This window comes from Stenotrophomonas sp. FR012 (genome assembly GCF_047520565.2).
Classification (GTDB): domain Bacteria; phylum Pseudomonadota; class Gammaproteobacteria; order Xanthomonadales; family Xanthomonadaceae; genus Stenotrophomonas; species Stenotrophomonas sepilia.
The window spans coordinates 28,007-47,183 of record NZ_JAXBQL020000013.1; the positions used below are offsets into that span (position 1 = coordinate 28,007).

Annotated in this window: 16 protein-coding genes; 5 read left to right on the plus strand and 11 right to left on the minus strand. The window is 66.8% G+C overall.

What is annotated here, in order from left to right; all coding sequences use genetic code 11:
* Positions 1 to 85 precede the first annotated feature (85 nt).
* From ACM0O9_RS17325 to ACM0O9_RS17335, 3 genes are all read right to left on the minus strand, one after another.
* Positions 86 to 1,090, minus strand: coding sequence for an aminoglycoside phosphotransferase family protein (locus ACM0O9_RS17325; RefSeq protein WP_005416294.1), 1,005 nt, complete (start codon positions 1,088 to 1,090; stop codon positions 86 to 88).
* A 99-nt stretch (positions 1,091 to 1,189) separates the two neighbouring features.
* Positions 1,190 to 2,224, minus strand: coding sequence for a heparan-alpha-glucosaminide N-acetyltransferase domain-containing protein (locus ACM0O9_RS17330; RefSeq protein ID WP_414603878.1), 1,035 nt, complete (start codon positions 2,222 to 2,224; stop codon positions 1,190 to 1,192).
* Positions 2,221 to 2,811: a TetR/AcrR family transcriptional regulator gene (locus tag ACM0O9_RS17335; RefSeq protein WP_111129081.1), complete on the minus strand. Its 591-nt coding sequence runs from the start codon at positions 2,809 to 2,811 to the stop codon at positions 2,221 to 2,223. The genes ACM0O9_RS17330 and ACM0O9_RS17335 overlap by 4 nt, the downstream gene beginning before the upstream one ends.
* A 145-nt stretch (positions 2,812 to 2,956) precedes the next feature.
* Here ACM0O9_RS17335 and ACM0O9_RS17340 point away from each other — a divergent pair, with 145 nt between their 5' ends.
* Positions 2,957 to 3,382, plus strand: coding sequence for a DoxX family protein (locus ACM0O9_RS17340; protein ID WP_414603877.1), 426 nt, complete (start codon positions 2,957 to 2,959; stop codon positions 3,380 to 3,382).
* Here the strand turns inward: ACM0O9_RS17340 and ACM0O9_RS17345 are convergent.
* Positions 3,355 to 4,158, minus strand: a complete 804-nt coding sequence (locus tag ACM0O9_RS17345; protein ID WP_329844085.1) for an APH(3')-II family aminoglycoside O-phosphotransferase — start codon at positions 4,156 to 4,158, stop codon at positions 3,355 to 3,357. The two genes, ACM0O9_RS17340 and ACM0O9_RS17345, sit on opposite strands and share 28 nt — an antisense overlap.
* 276 nt (positions 4,159 to 4,434) lie before the next feature.
* On the opposite strand from ACM0O9_RS17345, the gene ACM0O9_RS17350 reads away from it, so the two are divergent.
* Both ACM0O9_RS17350 and ACM0O9_RS17355 read left to right on the plus strand, forming a co-directional pair.
* Positions 4,435 to 5,151, plus strand: a complete 717-nt coding sequence (locus tag ACM0O9_RS17350; protein WP_065185125.1) for an SDR family NAD(P)-dependent oxidoreductase — start codon at positions 4,435 to 4,437, stop codon at positions 5,149 to 5,151.
* A 96-nt stretch (positions 5,152 to 5,247) separates the two neighbouring features.
* Positions 5,248 to 7,194 (plus strand): EAL domain-containing protein, encoded by a 1,947-nt coding sequence (locus ACM0O9_RS17355; RefSeq protein ID WP_164229542.1) that lies wholly within the window; start codon positions 5,248 to 5,250, stop codon positions 7,192 to 7,194.
* Here the strand turns inward: ACM0O9_RS17355 and ACM0O9_RS17360 are convergent.
* Positions 7,191 to 7,802 (minus strand): TetR/AcrR family transcriptional regulator, encoded by a 612-nt coding sequence (locus ACM0O9_RS17360; RefSeq protein ID WP_005416287.1) that lies wholly within the window; start codon positions 7,800 to 7,802, stop codon positions 7,191 to 7,193. The two genes, ACM0O9_RS17355 and ACM0O9_RS17360, sit on opposite strands and share 4 nt — an antisense overlap.
* A 104-nt stretch (positions 7,803 to 7,906) precedes the next feature.
* Between ACM0O9_RS17360 and ACM0O9_RS17365 the strand changes: the two genes are divergently transcribed.
* A complete protein-coding gene (locus ACM0O9_RS17365) occupies positions 7,907 to 8,983 on the plus strand; it encodes an MBL fold metallo-hydrolase (protein WP_414603876.1) in 1,077 nt (358 codons plus the stop codon).
* Between the two features lie 27 nt (positions 8,984 to 9,010).
* On the opposite strand, the gene ACM0O9_RS17370 is transcribed toward ACM0O9_RS17365, so the two are convergent.
* The gene (locus ACM0O9_RS17370; protein WP_005416285.1) at positions 9,011 to 9,508 is read right to left on the minus strand and encodes a helix-turn-helix transcriptional regulator; all 498 of its coding nucleotides are present in this window, start codon (positions 9,506 to 9,508) and stop codon (positions 9,011 to 9,013) included.
* A gap of 512 nt (positions 9,509 to 10,020) precedes the next feature.
* Here ACM0O9_RS17370 and ACM0O9_RS17375 point away from each other — a divergent pair.
* Positions 10,021 to 13,137: a galactose-binding domain-containing protein gene (locus ACM0O9_RS17375; protein ID WP_414603875.1), complete on the plus strand. Its 3,117-nt coding sequence runs from the start codon at positions 10,021 to 10,023 to the stop codon at positions 13,135 to 13,137.
* 174 nt (positions 13,138 to 13,311) lie between these two features.
* On the opposite strand, the gene ACM0O9_RS17380 is transcribed toward ACM0O9_RS17375, so the two are convergent.
* Genes ACM0O9_RS17380 through ACM0O9_RS17400 form a run of 5 tightly spaced genes read right to left on the minus strand, consistent with a single transcriptional unit; the run spans position 13,312 to position 19,164 of the window.
* A complete protein-coding gene (locus ACM0O9_RS17380) occupies positions 13,312 to 14,289 on the minus strand; it encodes an ABC transporter substrate-binding protein (RefSeq protein WP_065177494.1) in 978 nt (325 codons plus the stop codon).
* Positions 14,290 to 14,305: 16 nt separating this feature from the next.
* Complete coding sequence (locus ACM0O9_RS17385) at positions 14,306 to 16,051, minus strand: amino acid ABC transporter permease/ATP-binding protein (protein ID WP_315973889.1); 1,746 nt, start codon at positions 16,049 to 16,051, stop codon at positions 14,306 to 14,308.
* A complete protein-coding gene (locus ACM0O9_RS17390; RefSeq protein WP_065177493.1) occupies positions 16,048 to 16,599 on the minus strand; it encodes a GNAT family N-acetyltransferase in 552 nt (183 codons plus the stop codon). Before ACM0O9_RS17390 ends, ACM0O9_RS17385 begins: the two co-directional genes overlap by 4 nt.
* Complete coding sequence (locus tag ACM0O9_RS17395; protein WP_414603874.1) at positions 16,596 to 17,816, minus strand: M20 aminoacylase family protein; 1,221 nt, start codon at positions 17,814 to 17,816, stop codon at positions 16,596 to 16,598. The genes ACM0O9_RS17390 and ACM0O9_RS17395 overlap by 4 nt, the downstream gene beginning before the upstream one ends.
* Before the next feature lie 4 nt (positions 17,817 to 17,820).
* Positions 17,821 to 19,164, minus strand: coding sequence for an LLM class flavin-dependent oxidoreductase (locus ACM0O9_RS17400; protein ID WP_262219617.1), 1,344 nt, complete (start codon positions 19,162 to 19,164; stop codon positions 17,821 to 17,823).
* Between the last annotated feature and the right edge of the window lie 13 nt (positions 19,165 to 19,177).

The following is a 19,177-nucleotide window of genomic DNA, read 5'->3' on the forward strand; positions in this document are numbered from 1 at the left end:
CTGTAGAGCCGAGCCTACGCTCGGCTGCTCTTCGCGCCTCCACCGTTGACTGAGCGCGCAGGGTTCATCCACGCATGGCGTGGATCTACAGCGCGCGATACACCCGCTCGGCCGCGTCGAACACATTGCCCGGTGCGAACTGTTCGCTGAGGAAATGCAGCGACTGCCGGCGCAGCTGCGGCGACCGGTCCTCTCCATCGCTGCCCAGCAGGACCTGCTGGAACTCGATCAGGTCCTGCAGGATGCGCCAGTGACGGTACCAGGCGATCCAGCGAGGGTCGCCGCGGTCACTGCCATAGCCTTCCTCGAATCCCAACGGGTTCTCGCGGCCCCAGCGCCCGCCGACAGCGCCACCGATGAACATCAGGTCGCGCTCGCGCGGTGCCAGCGACAGGCCATCCCAGTCGATCAGGTGCAGGCCGCCGTCATTGCCCATCAGCAGATTGCCGGCATGAAGGTCGGTGTGGCACAGGTGCAGCCGCACCGGCACATCCTGCAACGCCGCGTGCAGCTGCAGTGCCTGCGCGTGCAGCGCCGCGATGCGCGCGTGCTGCTGGTCCCAGACGGAAACGAAGGCACGGCCCAGCCCATCCTTGGCAGCCGCCAGGCCTTCGCCGGCCAGCCACTGCCCGACGGTATCAAGCGCCGCGGTTTCCATCCGGATGCTTGGCAGCGCTTCCTGCAGCGCCGGTGGCGGGCACGCCTCGTGCAGGCGCCGCAGCACCTCGCCCAACCGTTGCCATTGCGTGCGGCTCAATGCCGCCTCGAAACCGGACTGGCCTTCCACATACGGGAACAGGGTGAACTGCAGGCCCCAGCGCTGCACCGATGCCCCGCCGGTCAACGCCGGCCAGGGCGCAACGATCTCCTCGATACCCAGCGTGCCGCGCAGCCAATGCAGGGTGTCCCAGACGGCAGGGGCCACCTGATAACTGCGGCATTTCAACCACCACTGCCCGCGCCGTGCATCGATGCGATACACGCTGGCGTTGGCATCGGCGCCAACCGGGCGTGGCACCACGGCGGTCGCGGTGATGCCATAGGATTGCTGGAGGACTTCGCCGAGATGCTGCGCCGAAGCGGATGACATGGATGCAAGCGGAAAGTGTTATCTGCGACAACTATCGCAGATGTGCCCGCCATGACACAGACATGTCCGTCACAACATCGTGCCTGCGCGACCAACGTGCTAGCCGGCGACGCGACGCATCACCGCTTCCAATGGCCCCCGCGTGAACCGCCACGACCACAGCCACGCTGCGCCCGTGGCCAGCATCAGGAACAACAGCGCCCACAGCAGCACGGTCGGTAGCGACGCGCTGCCATCGAGCAGCCCCAACCATTCCAGCGTACCCATGCCCAGCAGGATGTGGCCGACGTAGAGGGTCAGGGTCATTCGCCCTGCTGCAGTCAGCGGTTCCAGCCAATCCCCCGGATACCGGCGGCTGATCCAGAGGCACGCGGCAATCGCGCTGCAGGCTGCGCCCGCACCGGTCAACACGTAGGCCGGTCCCGGCGGCATCGGCTGCGTTCCCAGCCACGGCTGCCAGGGCGTTCCCTGCGCAAGGTGCTGCACGGCCTGGCCTGCGCCGATCAGCAGCAGGCCCACCAGCAGCAACGCACGCTGCACCCGCGGTTGTGACAACGGCAGGCGCGCCAGCAGCATGCCCAGCAGGAAGAAGCACATCCAGGGCAGCAAGGGATGGAAGCCGTTGAACAGCAGGTTGCGCGCGGCACCCGGCCACTGCCAGAGACCGGCATACTCCAGCGTCTGCCAGTTCCAGCCCTGGCTGTAATTCCAGTGCAGCAGTGCCCAGAACGACCCGGCCGCCAGGCCGGCGATGCTGGCCAGCAGCACCCGTGACGACGCACGCAGCCACAGCACCGCCAGCGCGAAATACACCGCGTAGTAGTGCAGGATGTCGGCCGGGAACAGGGTCAGGTTGAGCAGGCCCAGTACCAGCAGGAACAGCGCGCGCCGCCAGGTCTGCGCGCTGGCCGGCATCCAGCCAAGGCGCTGTGTGGCCAGTACCAGGCCAAGTCCGGCCAGGGTGACGAAGGTCGCAGAGGCCTTGCCTTCCAGCAGATGGAAGAAGCCGGCCAGCCAACCCTGACCCTCTGCCGGCACGGCCATCGCCAGGCGGAAATTGACCAGCACCATGCCTGCCAGCGCCAGATACCGTGCCAGATCGAGGCCGTGCAATCGCCGCTCAACCGCGCTCATGCGCGTGCACCGAGCAGCAGCGCGAGCAGGCCAGGGTCCAGCGGAGCCTCATCGGTGCCACCGGCTTCGCCCAGCCCGCGACGCAGCGCATCGCTTTCGATGGCATCCAGCAGCACCTGCGCCTGCAGTGCCGGGGCCAGCACGGGACGCCGACGTTCACGCTGTGCCACCTGCTGCAGCGCTTCGGCCAGCACAGCCTGCAACTGCCTGCGATTGGCCGCAAATGCCTCGGCCACGGCCCGATTGCGTGCGCTCTCGGCCAGCACTTCGACGGCGAGCGTCGCCCATTCCGGATGGCTGCACAGCGTGTGGAAGTCCTGCAGGAACGCCAGCACCTGCGTGCGATCACCGTCGGCCACGGCCAGCCGCTGCAGCAACGGCGCCAATTCCTCGCTCTCGGCCACGGCCACTGCAAGGATGATCGCTTCCTTGCCAGGGAAGTGGTTGTAGAGATTGCCCAGGCTGACGTCGGCCGCCTGCGCGATGTCACGCATGCTGGTCTGGTGGAATCCCTTGGCGAGGAAGCACTGCAGGGCGGCCTGCAGGATCTGCGCGTTGCGTTGCGCGTTGCGGTCGGCTCGGTTCATGGCGCCAATAATGAACGAACGTTCGTCCACATGGAAGATGGCAACCCGGCCAACCAGCGAGTTCCGTTCAGCCGGCCCTTGACCTCAACTGCGGTTGAGGCCCGATGCTGCGCGGCCCGTTCCAAGCCCAACCCGGAGAGACTTCATGCCGCGGATGATCACCGCCCTGCTCGACAGCCGCGTGCTGTGGTTCCTGGCCCGACTGCTGCTGGCCGTGGTGTTCCTGTCATCGGGTCTGGCCAAGCTGCTGGCGTGGGACAACAGCGTGGCCGAAATGCAGGCGGCCGGGCTGCAACCGCCTGTGCTGTTCAACCTCGCCAGCGCCTTGGTGCTGCTGGGTGGCTCACTGTGCCTGCTACTTGATCGCCTGCTCTGGCTGGGCAGCGGCGCGCTGGCGGTGTTCATGCTGCTGACCATCGCCATCGTGCATGCCTTCTGGACCAAGCACGGCGCGGAACAGCAGCTGGCCCTGTTCTTCGCACTGGAACACCTGAGCGTGATCGGTGGGCTGATCTGCGCGGCCATCGCCAGCCGCGCGCGGGCTCAGAAGAACTCGTCGAGCAGCCGGTAGAACGCCAACCGGCGCTCGTCCGCTACAGCGCCGTAGCGTTGGAACAACGGCGTGACCCAACGCGTATCACCGAAGTTGTGGACCAGGCTGCGCGCGGCCAGCGCCAGGTCCTGGTAACGGTCGGCCACGCCCAGCCGCCCACAGTCGATGAAACCGCTGAAACGCCCCTCGGCCACCATCAGATTCGGAAGGCAGGCATCGCCATGACTGACCACCAGATCTTCATGATCGGGACGATTGCTGCACAGTTGGGCGAAGACCTGCTGTGGACTCTGTCCCAGGCGTTCGTCATCGAAGTCATCGGCGTCCACGCGCCCCGCCTCGACCCGTGCCTGCGCGGCCGGCAGGCGCGAGGCCAGCCGCTGATCGAACGGACAGGCTGCTACCGGCAACGCATGCAGCCCGCGCAGCGCGTCGGCCAGTATCTCCACCCGTTGCTGCGGCGCGAGTTCCGGCGACGAAGCCAGATCGCGGCCAGGCAGCGCGCTCATCAGCAACCAGTGCCGGCCCGCTTCTTCGGCCGTGGCAATCACCGTTGGCGCCGGTTGTCCCTGTGCCTGGAGCCAGCGCAGGCGCGCGATCTCATCGCCCAGCTCACTGAAGGCATCGATCAGTTCCGACTTGAGGAAGGCGTCGGGTCTACCTGGCCGCAGCACGCGGGCAACGTCGGCCCGCGAAACACCCATCGACTGCCGCTCGATGCGCGCGTCGGCCAACGCTTTCTGCCACGCCAACGGCAGCGGCATGCCATCAGTGGTGGCGTTGTGCTCGTCCATGCCAGGAGATTCCTGTTGCCGGTGACCCTACGCATTCTCGCTCATCCTGGCGCACATCGCCCCCGGTGCGGGAGGCGATGTGCGAGCTGACCGGGCGGTCGGCGGCCACTGCGTCCCAGCGCCTGCAGCAGCGACGGCTGCTGCCACGGTACCGGTGCCAGTTCGACGACACGGCCTCGACCCTTACCGCCGAACGCGGCGGCCTGCGCGCGTTCGCCAAGTGGAGCACCGTTCTGGCAGCCGATCGTGGCTGCCGCAGTACAACGAGGAAGCAACATGAGATTGATGGTCATCGGCGCCAGCAAGGGCCTGGGGCGCGCGTTCGTGGAAGGCCTCTGTGCCATGGGTGACACTGTGATTGGTGTCTCGCGCAACCGCCCGTGCGGCATCGCCTGCGCTGACGGCGTCACCCTGCAATGGATCGAAGCAGACCTGTCCCGGCCGACCGTGGCTGCCGACCACATCGCAGCGCAGGCACCGACCGATATCGATGTGCTGATCCACAACCTGGGCATCTGGGAAGACAAGGCCTTCAGCGACGAGTACGCCTTCCTCGATGAAAGCGATGCTGCACTCACGAAGCTGGTCGACGTCAACATCACCGCGACCCTTTTACTGCTGCAACGCCTGCTGCCCCGCGTACTGGGCGCAGCGCGCCCGCAGCTGGTGCTGACCGGTTCGACCTCGGCCCTGCCTCGCAGTGGCCGCCCGGAAGTGGCGTTCGGCGCCTCGAAGTTCGCCCTCAACGGCATCGCCGATGCGCTGCGCGAAGGCTTCCGCGATCGCCGGCTGGCGGTGACCAGCCTGCAGTTGGGCTACCTCAACACCGACGACGCCTTGTCGGTGCCGGTGGCCGAGGCCGCAGCGCGCGGCGACGGTGAGCAGGTGCCGGTCCACGATGTCGTGGCCATGGTAAGCGCCCTGTTGCAGCTGTCATCCTCCGGCTTCGTGCGCGAACTGGTGCTGCCCGCCATCGCCGACCCGCGCTACTGACCTTGCCGGCCGCCGCAGAGCACGCTCAGTGGCCGCGCGCGCGGTCGTGGTTTACCCTGCTCGTCACTGGCCGTCGGTCACAGGCGGGAACCTGCTATGGATGCGCTTTCACGGGTCTCGACCCAGGTCCTGGACAGCGCCCTGCCCAGCCTGCCGCTGTATCTGCTGCAGGCCACGGCAGTGATCGGCATGATCGGCGTGCTGCTGATCGCCACCCGTCGCGCCGGGCACGCCATTGAAGGCCGTCGCCTGTATGTCGGCGTAGCGCTGGGCCTGATCTACCTGTTCAATTCCTGGTTCGTGGCCCGTTATTCCCAGGGTGTGGTCAAGCTGCACCTCGGCTTCGACATCCTGCTGGTCAGTGGCCTGCTGGGCGGATGGCGCGGGGGCCTGGCCTGCCTGACCGCCGCCCTGCTGGCCCGCTACCAGTTCGCCGGTATCCCGTTCTTCCTGCCTGCCAGCCTTGAGGCCGTGTTGCAGATGGTGGCCGGCGTCTGGCTGCGCAGGCACCTGTACCCGCGCATGCTCAACGAGCTCTCGCCGCGCATGATCCTGCAGGCCTGGGGCGTGCGTATCGGGGTAACCGCTCTGGGTTTGGCGCTGGGTGTGGCGATCATTGGCGCCGATCAACTGCCGGTGGCCGAGCTGGCGATCCAGCGCGTGCTGGCACTGCCGGTCTCGCTGCTCGTGCTCGGCGCTGTGTTCGCGCTGGTCTACAACGATGCCCAGATCGATGCGCAACGCCAGCGCGAACAGGCCTGGCTCCGCATCGATCCGATCAGCGGGCTGCCCAACATGCGTGCGCTCGGTGAACGCCTGCAACAGTACTGGCGGGATAACGACGGCACCGGCAAGGCCTGCCTGATCGTGGCCGAGATGGGCAACCTGCGCGATCTGCGCCTGCGCTACGGGCCGTTGCAGGACAACGGCCTGTGGCAGCGCGACAGCACCGAAGAAGTGCATCGGTTGCTGCCCTCGCTGTCGGCTGCGCAGCTGGAGATCTATCAGTTCGGTGATGCCGCGCTGGCGATCCTGGTGCGCGGCCTGACCTTGTCCACACTGCGCACGCAACCGCAGATCACCGAGCTGGCCAGCAACCTGGCCGATCGGGTCGGCCGCGATTGGCCGGGCTTCCGGCCACTGTTCCGCTGTGCAGTGGTTGAATTGAAGCCCCCCGCTGATGCCGACGAAGGACATCTTCCATTCCGCGCCATAACCCTGGCACTGAGCGCGATCGAGTCGGGCGTGGTGTTCTTCGATGACCCGATCCAGCGCGACAGCGAGATCGACGCCCTGATCGAGGCTGCGCTCGAGCACTGGCTGCAGCAGGGCAATGCGCCGCTGTGCTACCAGCCCAAGCATCGTCTGCAGGACCGCCAACTGGTCGGCGCCGAAGCACTGCTGCGCATGCGCGACGGCGAAGGCCGGCCGATTGCCCCGATGCGGGTGATCTCGCTGCTGCGCCGGCAGGGGCGGCTGGCAGACCTGGAATGGGCCACGCTGCGGTCGGCGGTGCACTTCCTGCAGCACTGCCGGCGGGACGGCGCGGCGCTGACAATTGCAGTCAATGTTTCAGCCGAATCGCTGCGCCTGCACGACTTCGGCCTGCGCCTGCAGGAGCTGCTGCAGCTGCATGACATCCCCGGTGCGATGCTGCGCCTGGAGATCGTCGAATGGACCGAAATCGTCGAGCGCGACGTGGTCGATGCCAACATCGCACAGCTTCTGGCAGCCGGGGTCACCCTGTCGCTGGATGATTTCGGCGCCGGCTATTCAACCCTGATCCTGCTTTCGCAGCTGGCCATCGCCGAGGTCAAGATCGAGCAGGCACTGATCGCCACGCTGTCCGACGCCAAGTCACAGTCGATCGTTCGCTTCATCGTCGAGGTCGCGCACCGCTGCGGCGCGATCGTGGTGGCCGAGGGTACCGAGACCCTCGCCCAGGAACAGAAGCTGCGCGCACTCGGGGTGGATGTCGGCCAGGGCTACCTGTACTCGGCGGCACTGCCGGCCGACGAGTTCCGTCGCTTCGCAGCCAGCTAGACCGCGTAGAACCCCAGGAACATCGCCACCGCCGATTCGGCCACGCGCGCACGTTCCTGCGCGGTCAACGGTGGCTGCCCCATCGTGACCTGCGGCCAGAACGCGAAGCTCTTCACCAGCCCATGCAACTGGTGGCCGGCAAAGTCCGGATCCACCTCGCGCAGACGGCCATCGGCAATTGCTGCGCGGATCCAGGCACTCTCGCCACTTTCCTTCTCGCCCATGCGGCAGACGATGGCCTGCGCGCGCTCCGGTGAATGGATGATCTCGGCCATCGCGACCCGCGCCAGATCGATGAAATTCCCATCGCTGAGCAGGTCCAGCTTCTGGCCCAGCAACTGCAGCAACTGCGTCTGCAGCGGCTGGTCGGCGCGGTATGGCAGTGCGTCGCTGGCCACGCTGCGCTCCCACAGCTCCTCCAGGATCATCGAGAACAGCGCTTCCTTGCTCGGGAAATGGTTGTAGACGGTGCGCTTGGAGACCCCCGCCGCCTCGGCGATGCGGTCCATGCTGGTCGCCTCGTAGCCCGATGCACGGAACTCCTCCACCGCCGCGCGCACGATGGCGTCACGTTTGCGGTCGGTCAGGCGTTGCGGGGGACGGGACATGGCGGGAACCGGATAACTGAACGGATGCCTCCATTTTACACTCGACAGTGTACTTTTGAACAATACGAAACTACACTGTTCAGTGTACCCAGCGGACGTCACCCATGAAGCGCCTGCTCCTTGTCCTCCTGCTCGGAATCCTCGCCGTGACCGCCTACACCTTCTGCAAATCCTGGTCCCTTCCCGACTTCCCCGATTCGCCGCGGTACCGTGATGGCAAGTTCCGCAATGCCCTGCCCCGTCCGGCGATGGGCCTGCGCGACGGCGCGGAGATCTGGTGGACGTTCCTGTTCAACAAGCCCAAGGGCACCGTGCCCGCGCACCCGATTCCGGTGAAGCCGCTGGACCGCGCCACGCTGGACGCCGCACCGGATCGCAGCCTGTTCCGGCTGGGGCACTCCACGATCCTGCTGAAGCTGCGTGGCCAGTACTGGCTGACCGATCCGGTGTTCTCCGAGCGCGCCTCGCCGGTGCAGTGGATGGGGCCCGCACGCTTCCATGCACCGCCGATCAGCATCGACGCGCTGCCGCCGATCGCCGGTGTGATCCTCTCGCACAACCACTATGACCACCTGGACCATGCCGCGGTCATGCAGCTGGCCGGCAAGACCGCGCGCTTCATTGCACCGCTCGGCGTCGGCGACCAGCTGATCGCGTGGGGGGTGGATGCGCGCAAAGTCGAGCAGCTGGACTGGTGGCAATCCACCGAAGCCAACGGCCTGCGCCTGACCGCGACCCCGGGCCAGCACTTCTCCGGCCGCGGGCTGGGTGACAGCGACCGCAGCCTGTGGGCTTCATGGGTGATCCAGGACGGTGACTTCCGCATTTTCTTCAGCGGCGACACCGGCTACTTCGACGGCTTCAAGGCCATCGGCGAGAAATACGGTCCGTTCGACCTGACCATGATCGAGACCGGCGCCTATGATCGACGCTGGGCATTCGTGCACATGCAGCCGGAACAGACCCTGCAGGCGCACCTGGACCTGCGCGGCAAGTGGCTGCTGCCGATCCACAACGGCACCTTCGACCTGGCCCTGCACGCATGGCAGCAGCCATTCGAACGCATCACCGCGCTGGCCGCTGCAAACAATGTTGCAGTGGCTACGCCGATGATGGGCGAAGCACTGGACATGCAGGCGCCGCAGGCAGGTACGCGCTGGTGGGAGACGGTGGAGCTGTAATGCGGTGGGCTACAATTCTGGCCGCCGCTACGTCTTCGGGTGAAGCCTGCGCCCTTCCCGGGCCAGATTGATCTGTAGCGCAGCGGCGGCGAGCTCGGTCATTTCCGTCGTGACTTTCCCGCTGCCGCGCGCTCGCAGCCAACCGAGAATGTCGACGAGATGCCAGATCGAGGTCGAGCCGTCATGCACGGGGGATGGAAACGACTGCGGGTTGGCCAGCATGAGCTTCCGCATGTTCTGGCGCGACATTCCGAGCAGGTCTGCGACGTCAGTGAGCCCAACCAGATCGGGGCTCACTTCAACCAGTTCGGCACCGGGCACGGCCCGCTGCACATCGTCCAGCGCCGAACGCAGGGCAGCCCCTGCGCTATCTGCTTCGCGGCAGAACGCCAAGGCCAGCCGTCCCGGCAGCCCAAGGCCCACAAGCGCGTCGTCACAGCCGCCTTCGGCCAGGCGCTGCTCGAGGACACCGATTTCAATACCTGTGTCCGGCAAGCGGTACTTCAGGGTGAAGTTGAATTCCATGATTGACCCCTTCGCTTCTGACGAAGCGAGATCTCATTGCTCACGACTGCAGTTCTCGACCACACGCCGCAAGGCCCTTGCATGATGGCTGCCGCTACGCGGTGTGCTCCAGATGCTGACGATGCAGAACTCCCCGCATCGGCAATCGGTGTCGTTGTAAGGGCAATACATCCGGCCCCACGCATGGCCGCCCGCCATACGGAGCCTCCACCCACGATCCTCCGCGAACTGCAACGCCGCTTCGATGTCCTTGTCTGGATGACGCGCTCGAGACATTCCTTGTTCTCCATAGTCTGCACACGGCTCACATTGGTTGTCAAATGACAACCACGTGGACGGACTTTCGACGTGCCCTAGCCAATCCGCGCTACACGTCCAGAGCCACATCCGTCAGCCCTCCCGTGATGGCAGCGCCAGCGTCCAGCGGCGCTGCAGTGCGTCATGTAACCGATTACATCCCTTGCTAGCGTAGCGCTCGCCCGATTCCGGCCGAACCTGCGAGGCTGTCCGTAATGACGTTGCGCGCCGAACGCTCCAAGGTCTCCACACCGCTTTTTCAATTGCGCCCTGCTGCGGCCTTACTGTTGGCCGCCCTGGCCTCCAGCGCACAGGCACAGACCCTCCCCCCGCGCAGCCAATGGCAGGCCAGCAGTTCCTCGCAGCAGGTGCCGGCGATGGCGATCAGCCACCTGATCGACGGCAACCCGAAGACCGTTACCGGCGGCGCGTTCAGTCCGGGCCACTGGTTCCAGATCGACCTGGGCGCGCCCACCCTGCTGGCCGGCGCACGCCTCACCTGGGATGTCTCCAATCCGGAAGGCTATTCGCTGCAGACCTCACTGGACGGCAGGCAGTGGCAGACCGCGTACACGATGGCCGATTCGCTGGGCGATGTGGAAACGCTGTACTTCGCGCCGCGCCAGGCGCGCTACCTGCGACTGGCCAGCCCGCAGCGCACTTCCGATTGGGGCGTGTCGATCTTCGAGATGGAGCCGCTGGACAGCACGCTCAGCGCACGCATCAGCGGTATCGATGCAACGCAGGCAGCGGCGCTCTGGCAAGGCGGCGGCACCGTCGCGATGCCGGCCGGGGCAAATGGACCCCATACGTTCGAGATCACGCTGCCGCAGGCCCAATCAACGGCTGGCCTGGTGGTCGACTGGGCCGATGGCGCACGAGGCGCCGCCCGACTACAGGCGCAGGATGCACAGGGCCGTTGGCAGGACCTCGCACACGATGCACAGGCGGCCAGTCACCGGCAAAGCTGGCTGGCCGCCACTGCAGCACAACCATTGCGTGCTTTCCGCCTGAGCGTGGACGGCGCTGCGCCACGGATCGCACGCCTGCGCCTGCTCGGTCCGAAAGCCGTGATGACGCCGATGAAGCAGTATCAGATCGTCGCCAGCGGCGCCCAGCGCGCATTGTTCCCGGCCTCGCTGCAGATGCAGCAGACCTACTGGACGGCCGTGGGTGTGCATGCAGGACGACAGAAGTCGATCTTCGACGAGTACGGCAACCTGGAAGCCTTCAAGGGCGCACCGCTGGTGCAGCCCATCTGGCGCAATGCCGATGGCCAAACCGCCGGCGCCGCCGGGCAGGCCATGCAGCATGCCTTGCGCGACGGCTGGAAGCCGATGCCCTCCGCCACCTGGTCACCGCAACCCGGCCTGCAGCTGCGCAGTGAAGTATTCGCCATCGAGCGCGATGGCCAGCCGGTGACCTTCCTGCGGCATCGCCTGCACAACACCGGCAGCACCCGGATCGATGGCACGCTCAGCCTGGTGGTGCGCCCGATGCAGATGAATCCGCCGTGGCAGAACGGCGGGCTGTCCCCGATCCGCGAGGTGGCCATCGATAGGCAATCCGTGCGCGTCAATGGCCGCACGCTGCTGCAGTCGCTCACGCCGGTGGCTGCGTCGGGTGCGGCGCCATTCGGCAAGGATGGCGCAACGGAGATCACCGCGACCATCGCTGCCGGCCAGCTGCCTTCCACGCAACAGGTGCGTGATGATCAGGGGCTTGCCTCGGCTGCATTGAACTACCGCGTCTCGTTGGCGCCGGGAACCAGTGATGCCGTCGTGGTCGCGTTCCCGTTGGGCACCGCCGCCGATGCCAATGGCGTGCTGCCCGAAGCGCCTGCGCTGGATCTGGCCACGCTGCCCCACGATGCCAGTGCGGCGTTTGATTCACTGGCCACGCAGGCGTCTGCGGACTGGCAGGCACGGCTGGGCCAGGTCGGCCTGCGCCTGCCCGATCCGTCGCTGGTGGACATGCTGCGCGCGCAGGCCACCTACATGCTGATCAACCAGACCGGTCCAGCCATGCAGCCCGGCCCGCGCAACTACAACCGTTCCTTCATCCGCGACGGCATGGCCACCTCGGCGGTGCTGCTGCGCATGGGGGAAGCCCGCGTGGCGCGCGACTACCTGGCCTGGTACAGCGAGCACGGCGTGCATCCCAACGGCCTGGTCTCACCGATCCTCAACGACGATGGTAGCGTCAACACCGGCTTTGGATCAGACATCGAGTACGACAGTCAGGGCCAGTACGTCGCGCTGGTGGCAGATGTCGCGCGCTTGGACGGCGGCCCCGAGTCTGTGCGTGGCTATCTGCCGAAGGTGAAAGCGGCGCTGCGCTTCCTGCAGGAGCTGCGCGAGCGCACGCTGGTGCCCGGTTACAAGGCTGACCAGCCTTCGCCGGAACGGTTCGCAGGCATTCTTGCGCCGTCGATCAGCCATGAGGGCTACCCGTCGCCCACCCACAGCTATTGGGACGACTATTGGGGCCTGAAGGGCTGGCACGACGGTGCCTGGCTGGCCGAATCGCTGGGCGACCACGAGACCGCAGCCTGGGCGCGCGAACAATACAAGCTGCTCTACGACGCACTGCATGCCTCGATCCGGGCGACGATGGCGTGGAAGGGCATCGACTTCATTCCCTCCTCGGCCGACCTGGGCGATGGCGATCCCACCGGCGTTTCGATCGCACTGGACCCGACCGGCGCACAGAGCGTGTTGCCCGCCGACGCGCTGCGGACAACCTTTGCGCGCTATCTGGAGGACGTGCGCAAGCGCAGCCAGCCCGGTGCGCTGTACGCGTACACACCGTACGAGATCCGCAACGTGCTGAGTTACGTACACCTGGGCCAGCCGCAGGTCGCCGATGAGCTGCTGCAGGGGCTGCTGCATGACCGGCGCCCGCTTCAGTGGCAGGTGCTGGCCGAGGTCGTGCACTCACGCCTGCGCTTTCCTCGCTACCTGGGCGACATGCCGCACACCTGGATCGGTGCCGAATACGGCCGCACGCTGTTCGGCATGCTGATGCGCGAAGACGATGATGCGCTCTCACTGCTGCCGGGCACGCCCCCCTCGTGGGTGGCGGGCGATGGATTGGCGGTGGAACGCCTGCCCACCGCGTATGGCACGTTGCAGATGCAGGCACGGCAACGCGACGGCACGCTATCGATCACGCTGGGCAAGGGCCTGCGCAGTGGGACGGCGGTGAAGGTCTGGTGGCCGGCGCGGACGATGCCGAAGACCGTGCGTGTGGATGGGCGCGACGTTACCGCGTTCGATGCGGAGGGCGTGCGCCTGGCAAGACCATTCAGAACGCTGGAGGCGCGTTGGTAGAGCAGCCGAGCATGGCTCGGCTCTACGGAAAGCAGACTCCACCAGTAGATCCACGCGATGGGTGGATGCTCCTGCAGAGTCGAGCCATGCTCGACTCATCGCGCACCGCGCGAACTGCAGCCGAGCATGGCTCGGCTTTACAGAAGCAGCGGTAGCGCCGGGCCACGCCCGGTGTCATTGCAGCGTCGGCAACCCCGGCGGATTGGTCTGCGATTGCGGCACCGCCTCCTCGGCCAGGTTCCAGCGCGCCAATGCCTGCGCATAGGTGCCGCTGCCGATCTGGGTGTTCAACGCCTGCGTCACCGCATCGGCCAGGCCGCTGCCCTTGCGCGTGGTCACCGAGATCGCCGCAGCGTTCGGCCAGCCACCGGGGAACAGGCCCACGCGCCGCACCTTGCCATCGCGTGCCGAGTAGGCGCCGGTGGCATTGGGCTCGAACGAGACATCGGCGCGGCCAGTGATCACCGCCAAGCGGCCGACCACGGCGTCGTCGAAGTACTGGTACTCCACCGGCTTCAGCCCGGCCGCAATGTTCTGCCGGTCCCACTGCCGCAGGATCTGGTCCTGGTTGGTGCTGGCACCCACCACCACTTTCAGCCCGGCCACATCAGCGGGCTTTTCGATCTTCTGGATGGGCCCGTCGCTGCGCGTATAGATGCCCAGAAGATCGTAGCGGTAGCTGGAGAAGTCGAACTTCTTCTTGCGCTCTTCGGTCACCGTCACGTTCGACAGCACCGCATCGTACTTGCCCGATTCCAGCCCCAGCGGCCAGTCCGCCCACGCGACCGGCACGATCACCAGCTTCAGGCCCAACGCATCGGCGATCAGCCGCGCGATGTCCGGCTCGATGCCGACCACGTCCTTGCTGTCGGCGCCGTAGTCGGCCAGCGGCAGCTGCCCCGGATGGGTGGCCACGGTAAACGCCCCAGGGGTGACGAACTGATAACCGGCGGGGATCAACGCCTTCGCCTTCGAGTCGAAGGTGCCCTTCAGGACGGCCGTGTTCGCGCCGGCCAGGCTGGTCGCTACCACGGTGCCTGCATCCGGTGCCTGGCGCACGCGCGAGTAGACGATACCGGCAATGCCGATGACCAGCACCGCCACGATCAACAGGGTGCTGCGCGAGGGACGACGCGATGCTGCACGACTCATGGTGCTCCTTCCGGGGTTACAGGGTCTTGGCCAGGAAATCGGCCGTGCGTTGCTGGCGCGGCTGCTCGAACACTGCGTCGGGCGTGCCCTGCTCGATCACCCGGCCCTGGTCCATCATCACCACGTGGTCGGCCACGCGGCGGGCGAAGCTCAGCTCATGGGTGACGATCACCAGCGTGGTACCGGAACGGGCCAGTTCTTCGATCACGCTCAGCACCTCGGCCACCAGTTCCGGATCCAGCGCCGACGTGGGTTCGTCGAACAGCAGCACCTTCGGCTGCAGCGCCAGCGCGCGGGCAATCGCGATGCGCTGCTGCTGGCCACCGGACAGCTGGCGCGGGAAGGCATCGGCCCTGTCGGCCAGGCCGACCCGCTCCAGCAGCGTGCGCGCCTGTTGTTCGGCCTTCGCACGTGGCACGCCACGTACCGCGATCGGTGCCTCGATGATGTTCTCCAGCGCGGTCAGGTGCGGGAACAGATTGAAGCCCTGGAACACCATGGCCACCTCGGCACGCCGACGGCGGATCTCACGCTCGGGCAGTTCGTACAGGGTGTCACCGTCACGGCGGTAGCCGATCAACTGGCCGCCGACGGTCACGTAGCCGCTGTCGGCACGCTCCAGGTGGTTGATCAGCCGCAGCAGCGTGGACTTGCCGGCGCCCGATGGGCCGATCAGCACCGTCACGCTGCCGGCGCGCAGGTCCAGGTTCACATCCTCCAGCACCGGCTGGTCGCCAAACACCTTGCCTACGCCGTGCAGCGACACCGCCGCGCCCTCGCCGGCATCCACCTGCGCGGCGATGCGCGGGCGGTTGGCCACGCGCGGCGCAGCATCACTGGGTGTCCGCACCGGTGACGACACCTGCGACACCGAGCGCTCGCGCTGCAGCTGGCCGCGCGCGAAGCGTTGTTCCACGCGCCGCTGCAGCAGCGACAACACGGTCAGGATCACCAGGTACCAGACCGTGGCCACCATCAGCAGCGGCACCACTTCCAGGTTGCGCCGATAGATCACCTGCACGGTGTAGAACAGCTCCGGCAGCGCCAGCACGTAGACCACCGAGGTGCTCTTGGCCAGGCCGATCACATCGTTGAACGCCGCCGGCAGGATCGAACGCATCGCCTGCGGCAGGATGATGCGGCGCACCTGGCGGCCACGCGGCAGGCCGAGCGCGGCCGCGGCCTCGTACTGGCCGTGGTCGACCGAGAGGATGCCACCGCGGATCACCTCGGCCGAGAACGCTGCCTGGTTCAGGGTCAGGCCCAGCACCGCGGCGGTGAACACGCCGATCAGCTGCGTGGTCGGGTACGAGAACAGGCTGATGCCGGTGAACGGCACGCCCAGCTCGATGGTGCTGTATAGATAGCCCAGGTTGTTCAGCAGCAGCAACAGCACCAGCAGCGGGATCGAGCGGAACAGCCACACATAGCCCCACGACACCGCCGACAGCAGCGGCGAACCGGAGACGCGTGCCAGCGCGAGCAGCGTACCCAGCGCGAAACCGAGGCCGGTGCCAAGCGCGGTCAGCAGCAGCGTGCGACCCAGGCCTTCCAGCACCGGGCGTGCGAAGAACCACTCGGCGAAGGTGCCCCAACCCCAGCGCGGATTGCCCAGCACGGACTGCAGCCCGATCAGGATCAGCGCCAGTGCCAGCACCGTGCCGAAGACCTGCAGCGGATGCCGGGCCGGCACGATCTTCAGTGCCTGTCCGGGCGCCGGACGAGCGGCGATGCCCTCCAGCGCGGTCGACGGTGTGCTCATGCGTGGGCTCCGTGCAGCAGTGCCTGTGCAGGGGTAACGACAGGCGTCGTCGCCCGCAGGTGCTTCTCGAAGGGCAGGTGCGCGACGGTTTCCGGATCTGCATCCAGATCGAACAGCGCGGTGTAGCCATGGCTGAGGTACAGGCCGACAGCTTCGGGCTGGCGGAAGCCGGTGGTCAGGAACACACGCCGATAGCCTTGGCGTGCCGCCTGTTCTTCCAGTTCCTGCAGCACGCGCCGCGCGATGCCCTGGCGTCGCAACCCCGGCAGCGTCCAGATGCGCTTGAATTCGGCGGTGTCTGGATCGCGGTGCGGCATGAAGGCGCCGCCAGAGATCGCCACACCGTCGCGCAGCAACAGTACGAAGGCCCCTACCGGCGCCGCGAAGGCCTGCGCCGGATAGCGCTGCAGCTCCTCGCGGGCGCTGCCACCGATGCGTCGGCGCACGTCGGCGTAACGGCGGTCGTACTCCTGTTCCAGGCCAGCGAACAGCGGCCGCGCCAGCGGGTCATCGACCGAGGTATAGAGGAAGCGTTCGTTGTTGCTCATGCCACGTCCTTCACCAGGTAGTCTTCGGCCAGCCGCGCCCACAGGCTGGCAGCGGGTGCAATGGCGGCGTCGTTGAACACATAGCGCGGGCTGTGCAACGGTGGACTGTCGCCGTTGCCGACGAACACGAAGCTGCCGGGCCGCGCCTGCAGCAGGAAGGCAAAGTCCTCGCTGGCGGTGCGCGGTGCGAAGCCGGGCACCACCTGTTCGGCGCCGAAGCACTGCACCGCCACCTTGCGGACATAGGCCGTCTGTTGCGGGTGGTTGATCACGCTGGGGAAGCCGCGCGGGAACTCGATCTCGGCGCGCGCGCCGAACGCGGCGGCGGTCTGCTCGGCAAGTTCCGTGACCCGGCGTCGCAGCGTGTCGCGCACCTCGGGCAGGTAGGCGCGCACGGTCAGCTTCAGCTCGACCACATCCGGAATCACATTGGCAGCCTGCCCACCGTGGATTGAGCCGACGGTGACCACGCCCATCTGCCGCGGATCGACATTGCGCGACACCACGCTCTGCAGCGCGGTGACGATGTGCGCTGCCGCCAGGATCGGATCCACGCTGCCCTGCGGCTCGGCACCGTGGCCGCCCTTGCCGATCACCTTCAGCCGCGCCCAGTCCACCGACGCCATCGCCGGGCCATCGACGAAGCCGAAGTGGCCGACTGGTACGCCGGGCCAATTGTGCAGCCCATAGATCGCATCCACCGGGAAGCGCTCGAACAGGCCGTCGGCAAGCATCTTCGATGCACCCGAACCGGTTTCTTCCGCAGGCTGGAACACCAGCTGCAGGGTGCCGTCGATATTGCCGTGATGGGCCAGATAGTGCGCAGCGGACAGCAGGATCGCGGTATGCCCATCGTGGCCGCAGGCATGCATCAGGCCCTCGGTCTGGCTGGCGTAGGCCAGGCCGGAGTCCTCGCGGATCGGCAGCGCATCGATGTCGGCACGCAGGCCCAGGCGACGGCTTCCCTGCCCGCGCTGCAGCGTGCCGACTACGCCGGTGCCACCGAGGCCGGTGGTCACCTCATAGCCCCATTGCTGCAGCAGCTCGGCCACGCGGGCACTGGTGCGGTGCTCGTCGAAGGCCAGCTCCGGGTGCTGGTGCAGGTCATGGCGGATCGCGATGGCGGCCTCGGCGCGTGCTGCAATTTCCGGCAGCACGCCGATGGACGCGGGATTCCGCCGGGCGTGGCCCGGTGCTGCCGCAGTTTCTCCGCTCATCGCCCTACCCCACCTTCCGCGCCGGTTCGGCGTCGGTCGAATAGCGGCTGGCCTTGTACGGCAGACCCAGATGCTCGCGCAGGGTCTGTCCTTCCAGCCCGCGCTGGTGGTAGCCGCGCGCCTGCAGGATCGGCAGCACCTGGGTCACGAAATCGTCCAGGCCCTCGCGCTGCGCGGCGAAGCCGAGAATGAAGCCATCGCTGGCACCGGCATCGAACCAGCGGATCAGCTCATCGGCCACGTGCTCCGGTGTGCCGATGAAGTTCGGCCGTGGGCTCACTGCTTCCAGTGCCACCTGGCGCAGGCTCAGCCCCTTTTCTCGCGCATCCTGCTTGATGCGATCGGTGGTGGAACGGAACGAGTTGCTGCCAATGTCACCCAACTCCGGGAAGGGCGCGTCCGGATCGTACTGGCTGAAATCATGGTGATCGAAGAAGCGCCCCAGGTACGCCAGCGCATCCTCAAGCGTGGCCAGTGCGGCAATCGCCTGGTACTTGGCTTCGGCCTCTTCGGCCGTGCGGCCGACGATGGGGCCGATGCCCGGGAAGATTTTCACATCGTTGGCGCTGCGGCCATGCGCGATCGCCGAGTTCTTCACCTTCTGGGTGAACGCGCGGGTTTCTTCCAGCGACGGCGAATGAGTGAACACCGCGTCGGCATACTTGCCGGCCAGCGCGATGCCGTCGTCGGACGAACCGGCCTGGAAGATCACCGGCTGGCCCTGTGGCGAACGCTGGATGTTGAGCGGCCCTTCCACCTGGAAGAAGCGGCCCTTGTGGTCGAGGCGGCGGAACTTTTCCGGCGCGAAGAATGTACCGCTGTCGCGCTCGCGCACGAAGGCGTCGTCGTCCCACGAATCCCACAGCCCCTGCACGACGTCCAGGTACTCATCGGCGATCTGGTAGCGCAGCGCATGTTCCGGGTGTGGCCGGCCATAGTTGCGGCCCGAACCCTCCAACGGCGAGGTCACCACGTTCCAGCCGGCGCGGCCGCCGCTGAGCAGATCCAGCGAGGCGAACTGGCGGGCCACGGTGAACGGGTCGCTGTAGGAGGTCGACAGCGTGCCGGCCAGGCCGATCTTCTTCGTTGCCGTGGCCAGTGCCGACAGCAGCGAGATCGGCTCGAAGCGGTTGAGGAAGTGCGGGATCGACTTCTCGTTGATGTACAGGCCGTCGGCCACGAAGCCGAAGGCGATGCCGTTGTCCTCGGCGGTGCGCGCGATGTCGATGTAGAACTGCAGGTTGACGCTGGCATCAGCCGGATTGGACGGATGCTTCCAGGCATGCATGTGGCTGCCGGGGCCCTGCAGCATGATGCCGAACGGAATGTGGCGCGCGGTCGTGCTCATTGGGGATCGCTCC

Excerpts from the sequence above, each read along its gene's own strand:
- ACM0O9_RS17325 (WP_005416294.1), bottom strand. The coding sequence starts at position 1,090 with ATGTCATCCGCTTCGGCGCAGCATCTCGGCGAAGTCCTCCAGCAATCC.
- ACM0O9_RS17330 (WP_414603878.1), bottom strand. The coding sequence starts at position 2,224 with ATGAGCGCGGTTGAGCGGCGATTGCACGGCCTCGATCTGGCACGGTAT.
- ACM0O9_RS17335 (WP_111129081.1), bottom strand. The coding sequence starts at position 2,811 with ATGAACCGAGCCGACCGCAACGCGCAACGCAACGCGCAGATCCTGCAG.
- ACM0O9_RS17340 (WP_414603877.1), top strand. The coding sequence starts at position 2,957 with ATGCCGCGGATGATCACCGCCCTGCTCGACAGCCGCGTGCTGTGGTTC.
- ACM0O9_RS17345 (WP_329844085.1), bottom strand. The coding sequence starts at position 4,158 with ATGGACGAGCACAACGCCACCACTGATGGCATGCCGCTGCCGTTGGCG.
- ACM0O9_RS17350 (WP_065185125.1), top strand. The coding sequence starts at position 4,435 with ATGAGATTGATGGTCATCGGCGCCAGCAAGGGCCTGGGGCGCGCGTTC.
- ACM0O9_RS17355 (WP_164229542.1), top strand. The coding sequence starts at position 5,248 with ATGGATGCGCTTTCACGGGTCTCGACCCAGGTCCTGGACAGCGCCCTG.
- ACM0O9_RS17360 (WP_005416287.1), bottom strand. The coding sequence starts at position 7,802 with ATGTCCCGTCCCCCGCAACGCCTGACCGACCGCAAACGTGACGCCATC.
- ACM0O9_RS17365 (WP_414603876.1), top strand. The coding sequence starts at position 7,907 with ATGAAGCGCCTGCTCCTTGTCCTCCTGCTCGGAATCCTCGCCGTGACC.
- ACM0O9_RS17370 (WP_005416285.1), bottom strand. The coding sequence starts at position 9,508 with ATGGAATTCAACTTCACCCTGAAGTACCGCTTGCCGGACACAGGTATT.
- ACM0O9_RS17375 (WP_414603875.1), top strand. The coding sequence starts at position 10,021 with ATGACGTTGCGCGCCGAACGCTCCAAGGTCTCCACACCGCTTTTTCAA.
- ACM0O9_RS17380 (WP_065177494.1), bottom strand. The coding sequence starts at position 14,289 with ATGAGTCGTGCAGCATCGCGTCGTCCCTCGCGCAGCACCCTGTTGATC.
- ACM0O9_RS17385 (WP_315973889.1), bottom strand. The coding sequence starts at position 16,051 with ATGAGCACACCGTCGACCGCGCTGGAGGGCATCGCCGCTCGTCCGGCG.
- ACM0O9_RS17390 (WP_065177493.1), bottom strand. The coding sequence starts at position 16,599 with ATGAGCAACAACGAACGCTTCCTCTATACCTCGGTCGATGACCCGCTG.
- ACM0O9_RS17395 (WP_414603874.1), bottom strand. The coding sequence starts at position 17,816 with ATGAGCGGAGAAACTGCGGCAGCACCGGGCCACGCCCGGCGGAATCCC.
- ACM0O9_RS17400 (WP_262219617.1), bottom strand. The coding sequence starts at position 19,164 with ATGAGCACGACCGCGCGCCACATTCCGTTCGGCATCATGCTGCAGGGC.